Below are 16,500 nucleotides of genomic sequence, written 5' to 3'. Positions count from 1 at the left end.
TGCAGGCAGGCTGCGACAATTGTAGGTCACAACCCCCAACGGGTGACAGGTCGCCCCGGCGACCGGCGGATCGGCTGGATCACATCCGCAAGACGCGTTCGCGGACTTTGCGTGGAAGGTCTACCCCAGGCGCGAATCCTGCTGATCCCACTTGTTCGCGTGCGCCGCCTGGCGCATCGTAGGGCGGGGCACCACGCAGAATTCGAACCTGAAGCAACGCGGACCACACAATGGCGAAGAAAATCAGCACACGAAACAAGCTGCCCAAACCGGATGCGCGTCAGGCGCTTCTCGTTACGCGCCGCAATGCCAGAATGGCGCGCTCGGCGCACGCTTATGTACGCGGCAATACCAGCAAGTTCTACGAATGGCTCGAAGGCATCGACGGCCATGCATTGCCGGAGGGACCCGCCATCTGGATTTGCGGCGACTGCCATACCGGCAATCTCGGGCCGGTGGCCGATGCGCAAGGGCGCGTCGAGATTCAGATTCGCGACCTCGATCAGACCGTGATCGGCAATCCGGCCCACGACCTGATTCGCCTCGGCCTCTCGTTGGCGACCGCCGCGCGTGGTTCGGACCTGCCGGGCGTGACGACCGTCAGCATGATGGAAGCGCTGGCGGACGGCTACGAGCGCGCCTTCGACGAAGCGGCCAGCGACGCCGACATCCGCGCCGAAAAGCCCGAGGCGGTGCGGGTTGTGATGAAGGAAGCGGTGCGCCGCTCGTGGCGGCATCTGGCGGAGGAGCGCATCGAGGATCTCGAGCCGAGCATTCCGCTCGGCCCGCGCTTCTGGCCGCTTGCGAAGAGCGAGCGGCGCGAGATCGAAGCGCTGTTCGAGAAGGGCTCGCTGGCCCGGTTCGCCACGGTGCTGCGCGCCGTCGGCGACGAGACCGACGTGGAAGTGCTCGACGCTGCTTACTGGGTGAAAGGATGCAGTTCGCTCGGCAGGTTGCGGTATGCGGTGCTGCTCGACATCGACGGGGCCGCGATGGAGGGCGACGACCTGTGCCTTATCGATATCAAGGAGGCCGCGCAGGCCGCCGCGCCGCGCTATCCCGGCGTGCGGATGCCGCGCGACAACGCGGAGCGGGTGGTGGAGGGTGCGCGGCATCTGTCGCCGTCGCTCGGCGAGCGGATGCGGGCGGCGCGGTTCGCGGATCGCGCCGTCGTGATTCGCGAACTGCTGCCTCAGGACATGAAGCTGACCATCGAGCAACTGACCCGCGACGAAGCGACGAAGGCGGCGCGCTTTCTGGCAATGGTGGTCGGCCGGGCGCATGCGCGGCAAATGGATCGCGCTGAGCGCAAGGCCTGGCTCACCGAACTGCGCAGAAATCGTTCAAAGACCCTCGACGCGCCCGGGTGGCTGTGGAAAGGCATCGTGGAACTGGTGAGCAGCCATGCAGCCGGCTATCTCGAACATTGCCGGCGCTACGCGACCGAGCGCCGGGACGGTTGACGCAGGGTTGTCCACTGGCGGCGGCAACCTGATTGGAGCCGCCGCCGGAAAACCGCTAACGAGGTCAAGCCAACCTCAGTTCGACAACGACACATACGGCGAGACGAGCGGCGTCGGCGGGAACGGCTGCAAGCCCGTCTGCTTGCTGAAGCTGTACCTCACATAAACCGCCGCGAGCCACTCGCGATATTCATAAGCATTGCCGAGCGAAGCGGTCGCTCCGAACGCCAGTTGCGGAGCCAGTTGATATTCGCCCACGGCGCTGAGCGAATACGACACGCCGGTCTTGCTTTGGCCCGGATACTGCGCGCCGCTCTGCACACTGGTGCCGATCGAGTCCGCGTTGTTCGCTGCCGTACTCTGGCGGTTGGAACCGTCGTTGAGCGGGAAGTAATTCGACGCATCCTCACGGTAATGCTGCACGCCGATCGAACCCTTCACGTCGTACGTGAACGCGCCGTTGCGCCCGGTCCATTCGATCGGCAAGTTCAGGATCACGTATTGTTGCGGGCTGAAGTAGCCGCCCTGGCCGTACGTGAAGTACGACAGATTCTTGTTGTAGCCCATCAGCGTCGTATTCACGCCGATCGTGAGCGTCTGATCGGCGTCTTTCAGCAGACGCGTGTAGACGCCGCCGCCGCCTTTGATGGCGGTATTGCTCGGCACGTTGTTGCCATCGTAGTACTGAAAGGAACCGTTTACGTACAGGCCGTTCGTGCCGTCGTCCCAGGCGAGGCTGGCGAGTCCGCCATTCGAGGTGACGCCGCCCCATTCGAGCCCGGAGCCGGAGTCGCGCGCGCCGGCGTAGGACAAGAGGCTGTCGGTCACCGCGCGGCGCGCGACGGCGAGCGAATACGACACCTTGTCGGTGATGCCGCCGTTGTATTGGGCGCCGCCCACGATGTTCGTCTCGCGGAAACCGATCGGCGTCACGCCGATATCGCCGCTGATGCTGCGGCCTTCGTAGCCGACCGACAGGCCCACGCCATTCGCCGTCTGGCTGCCGTACGTGTTGTTGCCCGCCTGGGCGGCTGTTTTGGATGCATCGCTCGATAGCCCCGAGCCGAAGCGCGCGAGCGTCGACACATTGGCGGCTGCGCTGCCAGCGTCGAGCGTGACAGGCGTTGCCGTGACGACGATATGGCCGTTGCCCGCCTTGATGCGCCCCTGAACGGGCGCTTCGATGTCGGTGAGGTTGGACAGGCCGTCCTCGCCGGTGCGGTTACGGAACACGATGCCGCCCGATATCGTGCTCGACTGCTCGCGGTTGACCTGCGCGAGCTCTTCCGCGACGCCGAGCGTTTGCGCGTTCGCCACGTTCGACGGCGCATAAGCGTTGCCATTGCCCGCGCCGTTCGCGCCGGGTTGCGCTGGGTAGTACGGCTGCGCATAACCGGTGGGCGGCTGCGGAATGTATGGTTGCTGTTGCTGCTGCGCGTAATAGCCCTGATTCGTGTAAGCCTGCTGCTGCGGCGGATACGGCTGATAAGGTTGCTGCGCGTAGGCCTGCTGTTGCTGCTGCTGCTGGGGATAGGCCGGCTGGCCGTAGTAGGGCTGCTGTGGCTGCGGATAGCCTTGCTGTTGTCCATACGGCGCCTGCGCGTAGGCGGGCGCGTTGCGGGTATTTTTCGACGCACTTTGCTTCTTGCTGGCCGCGCGTTTCGTGCTTGTACCCGTGCCCGGCGCGCCATAAGGTTGCGCCTGCATTGAACCGGCGTTGGCCTGCGCTTCGCGCGCGGCCGGCGACATCGGCCACGGCGTGGCTGCATAACCATCCGGCGCGCCGTATTGCGGCTGCTGCGCGTAAGGGCCCTGCTGCGCATAAGGCGCCTGCTGCGGATAACCCGGGTTGTACTGCTGCGGTGTCTGCTGCATCTGCGGCGCTTGCGCCTGCATCGGCTGCTGGCCTTGACCCGGATAAGGCTGCAACGGCGCGCCCGACTGGCTCGACCCGTAGGCTTCCTGACCATAGCCGCCCGAGTTGCCACCCGACCCGCCGGCCGGACGCGGCGCGTTATACGGAAGGGTAGCGGGCGCCGAGCCAGGCGCATAAGGCTGCGCGGGCGACGTATAAGGCGCGACGTAAGGCGCGGGTTGCGTAGGCGGCGGATAGTTCGGCACGGTCTGTGTCGGCAAGGAAGACTGCGAATACGGGAGCGCTGCGCGCGCGGCGTTGTAGCTGCCGCCGGCAAGCGCGGCGTTGTCGGCGTCGGTCGGCGTGACGGTGGCGGTCTTGCCCTCGAAGGGATTGGTGCCCGGCAGCGGCGTCGCGCCGATCCGCCGCATTGCCACTTCCCAGCCGCGCGGCACGTTGCTCGCCGGGTTGCGCGGGGCGTTCGCCATCAGCGGCGTGTTGGCGGCCACGAGCGAACGTTGCAGATAAGTCGACGCGAGCGACAGCTTGCCTTCTGCGCGATACATGCGGCCGACGGTGGCCAGCACGGCAGGATCGCCTGGTGCCGCGTTCAGGGCCTGCTTCGCGAGCGACTCGGCGTAGCTGAACTGCTTTGCGCCGGCCGCGGCGGAAATAGTCGCTTGCAGCAGATTCAGATCGTCGGGCTTGCGTTGCAGCGCGACGCGATAGCTCGCGACCGCGTTGCGGTCGTCGCCGGCACTCGAATAAAGGCGGCCGAGCGCGGCTTGCAGATCGGGATTGTCGGGCATGGCCGCGAGCCACGGCGCGATCACGTCGTAGGCGCTGGCCAGGTCGCCGCGCTGACGCACCGCGTCGCACTGCTTGATGACGATGCCGAGATTCAGATTGCCGAAGTCGGTGCGTTGCTGCGGCGTCAACTGCATCGCTGCGAGCCGGCGCATCACCATGCCGAGTTCGGCTTCCTGCTGCGTGGCCGACAGAATACCCGCGTATTGCAGCAGCAAATCGGTGTTGCCGGGCGCGCGTTCATGGCGGCGCGCACGAGTCCGAGCGCGCGGTTCGGGTCGCCGGCCTGGCTGTAGGCGGCGGCGATCACGCCGATCAGTTCGGCACTGTTGCCCGCGACCGGCTCCGCGGCCCGCAACGTGGCGAGCGCCTGTTGCGTCTGGCCGCTGCGCGCCATGCGCGTGGCGAGATCGGCCTGTTGATGCACCCACAAGCGGTGCTGCAAGGTCGTCATCGCGTCGGTGCGCTGCGCGGCCGGAATGCGCTCGAGTTGCGCGAGACCCGCCGACCAGTCCTGCGTTTCCGCTGACAGCAACGCGCTCGCGTACAGCGCATCGGTCATGTTGGGATGCGCGGCGAGCAGGCCGTCCATCATGCTGCGCGCGTTGGCGACCGCGCCCTGGCGCACGTAGATGCGCGCGAGGTCGAGCCGCAGCCACGGGTCGTCGGGCGTATTCAGCAGCGCGTCTTCGAACAGGCTGCGCGCGTTGCCGAGATCGCCGCGCGCTTCGGCGGCACGCGCTTGCGCAGCCTGCGCTTCGCCACGTAGACGGTTGATGCCGCCGGCCTTCGACTGCTGTTCGGCGTTCAGCTGATTGGCGAACTGCAGCGCCTCGTCGCCGCGGCCTTGCGCGGCGAGCGCGCCGACGAGGCCGCGCACCGCGTCCGGGTTGTCGGCCTGACGGCGCAGCGCCATCCGGTAGGCCTGCTCCGCGCCGACTGGGTCGCCGTTGGCGAGCAGCATTTCGCCGAGCAGAACCTGCGCGGTGACATCCGACGGATTCAGCTCGATCGCGCGCTCGAACAGCGACTTCGCCTTCGCGAACTCGCCGTTGCTGCGCGCGCCGATCGCGTCGCTCGTATAGGTCCAGTAGCTCGCGCTGTCGAGCGCGGTTTTCCAGCGTGCCGGATTGCCGTTGCGCGACGCACGCTCCAGATAGTTGCGGGCTTCGGCGAAACGCTCCTGCTTCAACGCGGCGATGCCCATGCCACCGAGCGCGTCGGTATCGTTCGGGCTCGTGGCCAGCACCGAGGAAAACTTCGTGCGCGCTGTGGTCACGTCGTTGCGATCGAGCGCCGCGAAACCGTCGGCGATCGTGCGGCCGCGCGCGTCGACGGCGGCGTTTTCCTGCGAGCGCGCACGGGCCGCGCTGTCCTGCTGAACCATCGAATCGAAGCGCGCCTTGACGGCGGCGTCGTCGGTCGCGGTTTGCAGATAGGCTTGATAGAGGGGGGCGTCGGAGGGCCGCGCGTCGAGCCACAACAGCGCCTGGCGCCAGCTCTTTTTCGCCGACGCGCCGACCGTGCTGTCGCCCGCCAGCTTTTGCAGCCGCGCGATACCGTCGCGGCGCGTCACGTCGCGATAGGTCAGATGCTGCGCGTAGGCGAGGGCGTAACGCGGATCGTCGGGGTTGTCGCGCGCGAGCTGTTCGAGACCGCGGCGCGCCTGATCCCAGCCTTGCGGCGTGGCCGAGAGCGCCTGGTAATACTCGAGTTGCAATTCGGGCGTGGCCGGTTTGCCGGTCAGCGCGCGCTGATATTCCTGCACGGCGCTCGCGCTCTGACCGCTTTGCGCGAGCCGCCGCGCGTCGTTCACGGTCTGGTCGCGCAGGCTCGATTCACCCAGGCGCCGGCCGAGTTCATCCAGATTCGGATAGTTCGGCGCGGCCGCCTTCAGGCGCGCGAGATATTGCTGCGCGCCGGCGCCGTCCTTGCGGTCGGCGAGCACCATGCCCATGCCGAACAGCGCATCGGGCTGCTTGGGGTCGATGCGCAGCACCTTTTGCCATGCCTGCTCGGCGAGGTCGCCACGCTGATGCGATTGCCAGTACTTGCCCTGATCGATCAGCACGTTCAACGGATCTTTCGACGCCTGCGCGAGAGCGTCGGGCGAAACCGTCGCCACGCAGCAGACGGCGGTGAGGCTGAGCGCGAAGCGCAATGACAACGCGAGGGCGCTCAATCGCATGCGTTTCTCCAACTCGGCACGAGACGTCCGGCTTCGTCGAAACGATAGCGGCCGTCGATGAAACCCGTGCCGAACAAGCCCAGCACACGATCGTAGTAAACCGGTTCGCGGCCCGGCACGGCGGCGTCGAGCGCGGCGAGATGCGTGCGCGCGAGGCCGAGCCCGTGCTCGTCGCCGAGCGCCTTGAAATACGGCGCTAGCGCACCCCAGTAGCTGAGCGGTCCTTCGCCGCTCGCCGCGCCGGTGGTCGATGAGACCTTCTCGGGCGGAATGCCGGTTTGCGCGACGCGCGCGCGCATGCCGCCGAGCGCCGCGAGCCACGGTTTGGCGAGCGGATCGGCCGGCGAGGCGAGACCGGCCCACAGATAGACGCGGATCGCGTCGTAACTGCCGGTGTCGCCGTTTTTCGGATCGACCACGAACTGGCCGTTCTGCCAGGCCGCCCAGTCGGGCGCGAAGCCTTGCGGCGCGGTGGTCTTGACGAGCTTGTACGCGCTCTCGGCGAGCTTGCCCCACGGGCCGTTCGGCATCTCGTGCGCGAGCGCGCGCAGCACCGGCAGCGGCAGATAGCTCGGATTCAGGCGCGTCACGCCGCCATTTTTGAAGCCTTGCGGCCCGGGCAGCAGCATTGGCCCGACGCCCGGCAGCGTGGTTATTTCCTGACGCGCGATCTGCGCGGCGAGCGCCTCGCCCAATTGCGTATAACCCGCTTCGTGCCACAGCCGGCCCGCTTGCAGCAGATCGTAGGCGATCCACAAGTCGGAGTCCGAGGCGGAATTCGGATCGAGCACGCCGTACGAGCCGTCCGTTTTTCTGCCCCATAGCCACGACGGCAGCCGCATGTTTTGCGCGTCGAACTGATTGCCCGCGAGATTGCTGCGGGTCCAGCCGAGCAGGCGGTCGAAAGTGGCGCGGTCGTTGGCGACCAGCGCGAAGAAGAGCGCGTACGACTGGCCTTCGGAGGTGGTTTGCTGGGTCGGCGTGGAGTAGTCGATCACGCGGCCGTCGGCCTGCACGAAGCGTTCGACGAACGCGCGATAACCGCTCCAGTCGCCGCACACGCCGGGTGCGGCGGTGCTCTGCGCCACTTTCACGATATTGCCGAAACTCGCCGACGCCGCCAGCCCGAGCGTCAGCGCGAGGCCGATTGTCTTGTTGATTCGAACCCGCATATCAATCCTATTAGTCCTTCAGGCGGCGCGCGGCGATCGAGCGCAGCGTCCGGTAGAACAGGCCCGCGATGATCAGCGCGGCGAGCACGCCGCCCAGCATCAACAGCAACGGATGCGACGACAGCGCCCAGCGCAGATACTCCTGCGGCGACAGGTGGCCGACGTAATACGCTTCGCCGTTCGAGGTGATAGTGACGGTGCGGCCGTGGATCACGGCCATCGCGCCTTGAATCTGCGGCAGCACGTCGGCGTCGAGCAGCGCCGCGGACAGGTCCGCGTCCGACTGCCCGGCCGCGCTCACCAGTGCGACGGCGCTGCGGTTCTTCTGCAGCGGCGATTCGAAACCGGTCAGCAGCGCGTCGCCGTTCGAACTCACCAGCGTCAGATCGGCGCGCGCGGGTGTGCGCTCGACGCCGCGTTCGCCATGCCACCAGTCCTCGAGTTTGAAGGCGATGTCGGAGAGCTGGAAGGTGCGCGAGTCGCCGTCGCTGGAGAACGGCATCGACTTCGCCCAGCGCTGCAGCAGCGGTTGCTTGCCCGGCGCGCCGAAAATCAGCAGGTCCTTGTTGGCGAACTTGTCGGCGTCGTCGGCGGTGCCTACCGTCACGCCCATGACCGGATAGCCGGTGGAGGTGCCCATCCGGCCCATGGTCAGCAGGTACAGGCTGTAGTCGCTCGAATCGGCGTCGTTCGGCAGGATCACCGCGGTCTCGGAGAGGTCCGCCATGCGCGTGAAAGGGAAACCGCTATTGGCGAACGCGGCCAGATCGGGCAGCGCCATGTAGTGCGGGAACGACGAGAGGTCGATCGTCGAGTTCGGGTCGATCGCGCCCACCACGTTGTCGAGCAGACGCCCGTGACATTCGCCGGTATTCGGAATGTCGTAATAGAAGTGCAGGCGCACCTGCGCGCGCGGCGTCAGAAGCAGCGGCGGAATATGCACGGTACGGCGCGCTTCGGCAGTCTTGTCCGGCAACACGCGGCCGAAGTAATGGCTCAGCTCGAACACCGAGGCGGATTCGGCCGGAATCGGCAGCGCCTGCACGAAGCCGTTGTTCACGCTCACGTTCAGCGAAGAACGATCGCGCAACGGACGTACCGTGTAGCGATAGCGCAGATCGATCGGCACGCCCTTGGTGTGCCACATGAACAGATCGGGCGGCACGCGCAGATTCACGTGCACGGCGTCGGCGTCGTAGCCGGACACGGTCAGATCGCGCGGATCGGCAAGTTCGCCGAAATGCACCGGACGGTTGGTAGGCAGCCAGTTCGGCGCGTCGTACGGCGCGCGTGGCGTGAGTTCGTTCAACTGCGTGATCGTCGCGCTCTGGCCGGTCAAGGTGTTCTGGCCGATGCCGAGCGACTTCGCGGCGGTTTTCAGTTCGGCCTCGGTGCGCCCGAGCACGAGCAGCAGCTTGCCGCGCGCCGGCGCTTCGCGATCGACCACGGCGATGGTCGGGCCGGAAATCGCCGGAATCGTGATACCGGCCGGACGTTGATCCGAGGTGGCGAACACCACGGCGTTGCCCGACAGCGGCGCGTTGTCCAGTTGCGCCGGAAACACCGCGCCGCGATAACCGGCGAGCGCGCCGAACCACGACGCCACAATGCCGCCCGCTTCGAGCGTGGCGTTACCCGGCTTTTGCGGGAACACGAACGGTAACTCGAGACGGCGCACGTCGCGGCGGTCGAAGAACGGCTGCGGCAACGCCGCCAGATCCGGCTTGCTGGCGAGCGACGCATACGTCAGATCGAGTGAACTCGCATTGCTGACGGTCGCCCACAGCGAGGAGTTGGCGGGGTCTTCGCAACTCGTCGTGTAATGGCCGATCAACTGCACGTTCAGGTGGTTGAATTCGGTGATGAAGCGCGGATCGATCGAGACGTCGCGCGCCACCAGCATACCGGCCTGCTCGTGCGGCACGGGCAGGGTGGCGGCGACTTCGCCGTTCACCAGCACCTTGAGCTGCGAGATATTCGCGAGCAGCGCGGGCGAGTAGCTGTAGACCAGATGCAGGACCGCGCCCGTCACCACTTCGTCGCCGCGCACGGAGAACGCCACGCCGTTCTGGCCGTCGGTGCCGCGCAGTTGCAGCGGGTCGAGCGCGCCGAGGTCGGCGAAGGTCAGCGTTTGACGGCGGCCGCCCGGCACCAGCGTGCCCGGCTCTGCGGTGGTCGGCGTTTTGATGCCCAACGCTTTCACCGACGACGCGGCGAGCGCCGGCGTCGGCGTGGCCAGTTGAGCCTGCGCGATCGTGTTCGGATCGTAGGGCACCGCGGCACTCGGCGCGGGCACGCTACCGACACCGGTCGCGACCGGAGCAGCGGACGTGGCCGGCGCGCCATGCACGGTGCCCGCCGCGCTCTGAATCGCGCCGGCCGAACTGGCGCCCGCAGCCGCCACGACTTCCGCCGCTGACGCGAGCGGCGCGGCCAATGCCGTCTGCAACGCGAGCCAGCATGCGAGGCCGCGCATCAGCCGATGCGAGCCGGGGCGTCCGATGCGGCGCGTCTGCAATCCAGTCCCACTGCGCTCGTGAATCGAGCGTTCGATGTTGCCCTTCGCCATCCTGTTGCGCATAGATCAGTCTTTCGTTTTTAGCTTCTTGACGTCCACTGGACGGCTTTTCATCGAACTGCGGAGGTCGGCATAGAGATGCTCGAACAGACCCGCGATGCCGCGGGCGCCGACCGTCAGCACATGCGACAGGCCGCGCAGGGGCGTGTCCTGCTGCCGTCCTTCCGCCCAGCCGGTCCAGGCGTCGGCGCGTGCAAAGGTGGTCTTGACGAACTCGTATTCCTGCTCGCGCGTCATCGCCGAGAAGCGCAGACCCACGCGGCCTGGTGCGGTGAAGCCGACCGTGGCGGGGAATGCATATTCCTCGTCGCCGCGAAACAGCGACACGGTCACGCGCTCGTGCATCGGCACCTGGATCGCGGCGGGCAGCGCCACGCCGACGCCGCCTTCCGAGTAGTCGATGGTTTCGCAGGCAAGCGTGCGGCCGGTCGAGAATTTGAGCATCACGGGCATCTGCATCGCCACGCGGTGCACCGCGCGAATCTGCTTGCGCTCGCTCGCGGCGGCCACGCTCGCGCCGAGAATCAGCATGTTGTAGGTGGTCCAGCCGAGATTGAGGATCGTGGTCTGCACCACGCTGCGAATGTGCCAGTTGTAATAGATATGCACGATGCCCACGCAGAAGCCGATCAGGTTCAGCAGCAGCAGGAACAGATACGGGCGCGAGATGGCCCAGTCGAAGTAGTTCTTCTCGATCTGGCCGCCCTTGGCCGTCACGTTGAACTTGCCGAGCTTCGGGTTGATCAGCGCAAGCAGGGTCGGCGCGGTGATGTAGGAGGCCAGCACCGATTCGTACACTTCGGCCCAGAACGAATGGCGAAACGAGCGCTGCATGCGCGAGTTGGTGATGCTCGCGTGCATCATGTGCGGCAGCGCGTAGATCGCGATCGTGCCGGCCGCGGCTTCGATCACGTGCGCGTTGAAGAACAGATACGACAGCGGAGCGGTCAGGAACACCAGACGCGGGATGCCGTAGAAGAAGTGCATCATCGCGTTCAGATAGCACAGCCGCTGGCCGAACTTGAGGCCCTTGCCGGTGAGCGGATTGTCGATCCGGAAAATCTGCGTCATGCCGCGGGCCCAGCGAATCCGCTGGCCGATGTGGCCGGAAAGACTTTCCGTGGCGAGCCCCGCGGCTTGCGGAATCGCCAGATACGCGGTGGTGTAGCCGAGGCGGTGCAGCTTGAGGGCGGTGTGCGCGTCTTCGGTCACGGTTTCGACCGCGATGCCGCCGATCTCCTCGACCATGGTCCGGCGCAGCAGCGCGCACGAGCCGCAGAAGAACGTGGCGTTCCACAGATCGTTGCCGTCCTGCACGAGGCCGTAGAACAGCTCGCCTTCGTTCGGCACCTTGCGGAAGGTGCCGAGATTGCGCTCGAACGGGTCTGCTGAGAAGAAATGGTGCGGCGTTTGCAGCATTGACAGCAGCTTGTCGCGCAGGAACCAGCCGAGGCCGATCTGCAGGAACGAGCGGGTCGGAATGTGATCGCAATCGAAGATCGCGAGGTATTCGCCGCTGGTGATCTTCAATGCTTCGTTAATGTTGCCGGCCTTGGCGTGGCGATTGTGCGTGCGAATGGTCCAGTTGACGCCGACCTCTTCGCAGAACGCCTTGAACTCGGGGCGGCGGCCGTCGTCGAGCACGTGGATCGAGATCTTCTCGGCCGGATAGTCGAGTGCGAGCGCGGCGTAGATGGTCGGCTTTACCACCGAGAGCGGCTCGTTATAGGTCGGAATGAACACGTCGACGGTCGGCCATTCGGCGCGCGAGGCGGGCAGCGGCATCGGCGTGCGCTTGAGCGGCCAGGCGGTCTGAAAGTAGCCGAGTAGCAGCACGATGGTCGAATAGACTTCGGCCGACACCAGCAGCAGACCCCAGGCGGCGTCGAGCGGATGCTCCCAGTAGGTGGTCGCGGTCAGCCGCCAGTACATATAGCGGCCTGAAGTCACCACCGACAGCATGATCATCACCATCGTCGCGTAGCGGCCTTGCAGACGGCGGAACATGAGGGCGGTGACGAAGCAGCAGGTCGCGAACGTCAACTGTTCGTAGAACGCGAGCGGCACGGTGAACACGAAGTACAGCATGACCAGCGCGAACAGCGTGACGAGTCCCGTGACGATGCGGCTGTTCCAGAAGCGCGCGTCGACGAAACGCTCGAGCCGCGACGGTTCCGCGGGCTCGAGACCCTGCGACGGTGTCGTGCTCATGCGACGTTCCTCGGCGAGACGGCGATCGCGTCGATGGCCGCCATGAGCCACGTGCCGCACGCGCGGAAATCGGCGGCCGCCTGGCTGAGCGGATCGTAGTGAATCAACGTGGTGTCGCACGCGAGCGCTTCGCTCACGCCTTCGTCCAGATGGATCACGCCCGGGAACAGCTTGGCGCCGAGCATCTGGCGCAGCACTTTGAGGACGTCTTTGGTCAGCTGGCGCGACTGGTCGATCTGGTTGATCACGTAGCCGTCGCCGCCGAACTCGGCGCGCGGCGCCGCGTAGGTTGCGATCAGCCGCTCCATCTGCGGAATCGCGGCGTACGAGGCGGCGTCGGCGAGCACCACGTTCAGCGCGAAGGTGGCCGCGCACAAGGCCGTGCGCACATACGCCGACGAACCCGGCGGCGTGTCGATGATCACGATGTCGGACGCTTCGAGGTGCAGGTTCTGCAACGACTGCGCGAGCCAGCGCGGCTCCTGGTCGATATACGCTTCGAAGCGGCGGCGGTCGTCTTCGAGCACCGCGCCGTATGGCAGCACCGTCACGCCGTCCACGCCGTCGAACATCACGCTCTGCCACGGGTCGCCCGTCAGCGTGGCGCGCGACAAACCGTCGATGCTGTCGAGCGGCACGCCGAAGTGCAGGCGCAGCGCGTTCTGCGGGTCGAGGTCGAGCGCGATCACACGCCGGCCGCTCGCGGCCAGCACGGAAGCGAGGTTGGCGGCGAGGGTGGTCTTGCCGACCCCGCCTTTGGCGGACACCACCGCGATGACTTTCATGAGCGACGAGGGCCGTTGACCAGCCACGAGTTGGAGGTGCGGGGCGCAGCGGCAGACGTAGCGCTGGCGGGAGCGGCGGCCGTTTGAGCGGGGGCGCCGCGCAGACGGTCGAAGATGCCTTGCAGGGGCGCGGACTCGCCGCTGGCCGCGTCGGGTTGCGGCGGCGTGGGTTCGGGTTCCGGCGCGAAAAGCTTGCCGAGGATCGAAGCAGCTTGTTGCGTCGGCGCGGCGGGTGCGGTTGCTGCCGGCAGCGTCGATGGTGCTGATGGTGCTAACGGCGCGCTCGTGTAAGCGCGCACCGGTGCCGGCGCGTGTGCCCAACTGGGGGCGACGGACGGAATCGTTTGCGCGATCGGTGTGCGCAAGGCGATGACGGGAGGCACGGAAGCGGGGAATGCGGAAGCAGGTGCAGCAGAAACCGGATCTGCAGAAATCGGAGCTACAGAAACCGGAGCCACAGCAACCGGAGCCACGAACGCGGCCGGCGATGCTTGCGCAGCCACCGTGCCCACTCGCGCAGCGCCGGCCACCGCCAGCGGCGCCGCATCAACTTTCGATTCGAGTTCGCCAAAGCGTGACGCGCCTCTCTGCGTGCTAGCCGGAGCGGCGACAGCTACCGGCGGAATATCCCGCCGATGCGAACGCGTGAATAACGGCGCTTTGGCGCGCGTCACGGACGCTGCATCTTTTGGCGTGGTGTCCTGACGATCGACAGCCACCGGTGACGCGGCCACCGGTGACTGAGGCTTGGCCTCGCGACGCTGCCCGATTGCGGGAATCGTCGGTTGGGTCAGATCGAGCGTGACTAATAGTGGCCAACGGGTGCGCGCCGAGCGCGCCTCGTTTTCGCGGCCGATTTCCTGGTACGCGTTGGCGTCGCCGCCAAAATGATCGAAAAGTTTCTCGATGTCGCTCGATGAACTCATAGTGCCGCCGTCTTGTTCATGACTAGCCTTGCCCCGATCCCAACTTGTGTTCGCGGCGCTATAACACGGGACTGCCTGTCCCGCCACTTCACGCGCACCGGTCTGGCGCGTTTCTCTACTGCCTGGTGTTGCCTGCTGTTGCCTGGTGTTGCTCGGTCTTGCCTGTGCTGCTTCGCCTGTTCGCTACGCGCTCGCAGCAACCACATCACGGTGCGCCGCCCATCCCGTTCAAACAGGATGACGGCCAAGACGAAATTCGATCGCGGTGTCCTCGCTATACCCACTCGTTTGCGCCACCGACAAACCTTGCGCGCCCAACGCACTCAACCAAGTCTGATAGACGCCTTCGAGAAACGCCGGCGTCCATGCGAGCGCGTTGCCACCGAACGCCGGCAACGGCGCGCAATAGTGAACGATGCGCAGCGACTCGGGTTCGTCCGCCAATTCGACGTAGCCCCAGTCCATCTCATGCCAGTACAGGTTCAAGGTGCGCGCGAGTTCGGCGGTCGAGTCGCAGGCGGGCAGCGGATGCGCCGCCGCGAACCGGGTGCCGACGCGATGCATCAGTTGGCGCAGTTCGTCGCGACCGATCTGCGCTTCGAACTCGCTTGCCAACGCGGTGAGCATGCCGCGCCACTGTGGCGAGATTTGGCGTTCCAGCAGGTAATCGAGAATTGGAACCATGTTTTCCGGGAAATGGCCGTTGCTTCGAGCCGCTTGAAATCGGCCGCTCACGGCCGAGCGCAAAGAAAAAGTGTTATCGGGAAATCGCGTATTGCATCCGGCCTAGGTTACTTTTCTCGGGCTGTCTAGTCCGTTCACCACACTCCGAAGCAGTCTACTTAAGACATTAAGATTTAACCACTCTCCATTCGTCTGCGTATACGCGGATCCGCTTGCGATGGATGCGGATCAACGGGTAAATCTTGCTGCTTGAATTGGCTGTTCGCCGCGCGGCCAACGATGCCCGGTAAAATTGCGTCCCTGATGTCTGCATTAACGGCTTGATTCGTCGCCTGATTGAGCCGTTTCGTTTCGTGGTAAATGCAACGTTTCGCGCCTCGTGCAGCTTCGCCGAATCGATCTCGCCGGCAATCTTCCCGAATCTTTCCATTTGCTTTCATACTTCAGGTTTTGCCCGCGCCCGTTAAGCTTGCGGACTTGTATCTCGCTGCGTGCACCTAGCTCGTGGGTGGCACCTCAGTGACACCTCAGTGGCACGTCGTCACGATGCCGTTCGATTCATTCGCTGCAAATGTTCAATCCACTTAGCATTCTTCTCGTTACCGTTCTGTCGGGCGTCATGGCAATCGCCGTGCTCGGATCGTTATGGCGCGCGGCAATTCCCGGCGTCGGCTACTGGCTGTCGGCCAACGCCGCAGCGATCGTCGCGCTGCTCGCTTTCGCCTTGCAAGGGCATGCGCATGCGTCGCAGTGGCTGACCCTGGTGGCGTCCAACGTCCTGATGGCGGCTTCGCTGCTGCTGGTGCTGGAAGGTTGCCTGCGCTTTCTGGGGCGGCGCACGCGCCCCTGGCCGGCCTACCTCGGCCTCGTCGCGGTGCTGTTCGGCATTTCGTACTGGACCTTCGCCGCGCCGAACTTCAACGCGCGTGTCGCGGTGGTGTCGGCGTATCACGCGAGCCTTTGCGTCGCGCTCGCCGTCCTCATGCTGCGTGGGCGTCCTTCTAACCGGCCGCGCTACAGCTATTTCTTCGTCGCCGGGGCGGCGCTACTCCTGTTTGCCGCGCATACTGCGCGCGGGTTCATGTACGGCCTCGGCTGGATGACGCAGACCAGCCTGCTGCAGGTCTCGCCGTCCAACGTCCTGTTTCTCGCGCTCGGGATTCTGGCGTCGCCGTGCCTTTCGATCGGCGTCGTGATGCTCGCGCACGACCGTCTCGCGGAACGGCTCGAACGGCTTGCCAATATCGATGACCTGACCGGCGCGCTGTCGCGCCGTGCGTTTCTGGCGGCCGGCGACGCGCTGCTGGACGCGTCGCGGCGAAGCCGCTCGCCGTTGGCAATGGCGATCATCGACATCGACTCCTTCAAGGCCGTCAACGACCAACACGGCCACGCGGCCGGCGATCAGGTGCTGAGCCACTTCGCGACGTTCGTCGCGCGCAACCTGCGGGCGGGCGACGTGTTCGGCCGGCTGGGCGGCGAGGAATTCGGCGTGCTGTGCCCGGCCACCAGCGCCGCCGAGGCGGTGAGCCTGCTGGACCGGCTGCGGACCCGCCTTGCCGCCATCGCGCCGCACGAGCGGCCGCGCGGGCTGCGCTACACGTTCAGTGTCGGCGTGGACAGGCTTCGGGGTGACGAGTCGCTCGCCCAGTTGATGGCGCGGGCCGATGGCGCGCTGTACGCCGCCAAGGCGTCGGGCCGCGATCGGGTGATGACCGCGTAGGGCGTGACGGGCCGGAGCCGGGATGGAGAATTTGCGGCGCTATTTGTGCGCAAGGCATAAATATTTGTCAGATGTAAGCCGATAACCAATGGCAGAGTGATCGGAACC

The 16,500-nt window shown here is 65.9% G+C and carries 8 protein-coding genes and 1 pseudogene; 2 read left to right on the top strand and 7 right to left on the bottom strand.

From position 1 onward, the window contains the following. Positions 1 to 230 precede the first annotated feature (230 nt). Entirely contained in the window at positions 231 to 1,463 is a 1,233-nt protein-coding gene (locus tag BLW71_RS23915; protein WP_091802473.1) for a DUF2252 domain-containing protein, read from the top strand. Between the two features lie 75 nt (positions 1,464 to 1,538). On the opposite strand, the pseudogene BLW71_RS23910 reads toward BLW71_RS23915, so the two are convergent. From BLW71_RS23910 to bcsD, 7 genes and pseudogenes are all read right to left on the bottom strand, one after another. Further along, positions 1,539 to 6,313 (bottom strand): annotated as a pseudogene (locus BLW71_RS23910) (cellulose synthase subunit BcsC-related outer membrane protein). Continuing rightward, on the bottom strand, positions 6,304 to 7,485 hold the full coding sequence (gene bcsZ / locus BLW71_RS23905; RefSeq protein ID WP_091802470.1) for a cellulose synthase complex periplasmic endoglucanase BcsZ: 1,182 nt from the start codon (positions 7,483 to 7,485) through the stop codon (positions 6,304 to 6,306). Before bcsZ ends, BLW71_RS23910 begins: the two are co-directional and overlap by 10 nt. 10 nt (positions 7,486 to 7,495) lie before the next feature. Further along, the gene (gene bcsB / locus BLW71_RS23900; protein ID WP_091802465.1) at positions 7,496 to 10,066 is read right to left on the bottom strand and encodes a cellulose biosynthesis cyclic di-GMP-binding regulatory protein BcsB; all 2,571 of its coding nucleotides are present in this window, start codon (positions 10,064 to 10,066) and stop codon (positions 7,496 to 7,498) included. A gap of 3 nt (positions 10,067 to 10,069) precedes the next feature. Then, a complete protein-coding gene (gene bcsA / locus BLW71_RS23895) occupies positions 10,070 to 12,274 on the bottom strand; it encodes a UDP-forming cellulose synthase catalytic subunit (protein WP_091802463.1) in 2,205 nt (734 codons plus the stop codon). After that, positions 12,271 to 13,059, bottom strand: coding sequence for a cellulose biosynthesis protein BcsQ (bcsQ, locus tag BLW71_RS23890; protein WP_091802461.1), 789 nt, complete (start codon positions 13,057 to 13,059; stop codon positions 12,271 to 12,273). The genes bcsA and bcsQ overlap by 4 nt, the downstream gene beginning before the upstream one ends. Beyond that, positions 13,056 to 13,985 (bottom strand): cellulose biosynthesis protein BcsP, encoded by a 930-nt coding sequence (gene bcsP / locus BLW71_RS23885; RefSeq protein ID WP_091802458.1) that lies wholly within the window; start codon positions 13,983 to 13,985, stop codon positions 13,056 to 13,058. Before bcsP ends, bcsQ begins: the two co-directional genes overlap by 4 nt. 228 nt (positions 13,986 to 14,213) lie before the next feature. Beyond that, positions 14,214 to 14,669, bottom strand: coding sequence for a cellulose biosynthesis protein BcsD (gene bcsD / locus BLW71_RS23880; protein ID WP_091802456.1), 456 nt, complete (start codon positions 14,667 to 14,669; stop codon positions 14,214 to 14,216). Positions 14,670 to 15,240: 571 nt separating this feature from the next. On the opposite strand from bcsD, the gene BLW71_RS23870 reads away from it, so the two are divergent. Then, positions 15,241 to 16,392 carry a GGDEF domain-containing protein gene (locus tag BLW71_RS23870; RefSeq protein ID WP_091802451.1) on the top strand — a complete coding sequence of 384 codons (1,152 nt, stop codon included), beginning with the start codon at positions 15,241 to 15,243 and terminating at the stop codon, positions 16,390 to 16,392. Positions 16,393 to 16,500 lie beyond the last annotated feature (108 nt).

It is taken from the genome of Burkholderia sp. WP9 (assembly GCF_900104795.1).
Lineage (GTDB): Bacteria > Pseudomonadota > Gammaproteobacteria > Burkholderiales > Burkholderiaceae > Paraburkholderia.
The sequence above is the reverse complement of the archived record's forward strand: the minus strand, read 5'-3'. Positions and strand labels throughout refer to the sequence as shown.

Excerpts from the sequence above, each read along its gene's own strand:
- BLW71_RS23915 (WP_091802473.1), top strand. The coding sequence starts at position 231 with ATGGCGAAGAAAATCAGCACACGAAACAAGCTGCCCAAACCGGATGCG.
- bcsZ (WP_091802470.1), bottom strand. The coding sequence starts at position 7,485 with ATGCGGGTTCGAATCAACAAGACAATCGGCCTCGCGCTGACGCTCGGG.
- bcsB (WP_091802465.1), bottom strand. The coding sequence starts at position 10,066 with ATGCGCAACAGGATGGCGAAGGGCAACATCGAACGCTCGATTCACGAG.
- bcsA (WP_091802463.1), bottom strand. The coding sequence starts at position 12,274 with ATGAGCACGACACCGTCGCAGGGTCTCGAGCCCGCGGAACCGTCGCGG.
- bcsQ (WP_091802461.1), bottom strand. The coding sequence starts at position 13,059 with ATGAAAGTCATCGCGGTGGTGTCCGCCAAAGGCGGGGTCGGCAAGACC.
- bcsP (WP_091802458.1), bottom strand. The coding sequence starts at position 13,985 with ATGAGTTCATCGAGCGACATCGAGAAACTTTTCGATCATTTTGGCGGC.
- bcsD (WP_091802456.1), bottom strand. The coding sequence starts at position 14,669 with ATGGTTCCAATTCTCGATTACCTGCTGGAACGCCAAATCTCGCCACAG.
- BLW71_RS23870 (WP_091802451.1), top strand. The coding sequence starts at position 15,241 with ATGTTCAATCCACTTAGCATTCTTCTCGTTACCGTTCTGTCGGGCGTC.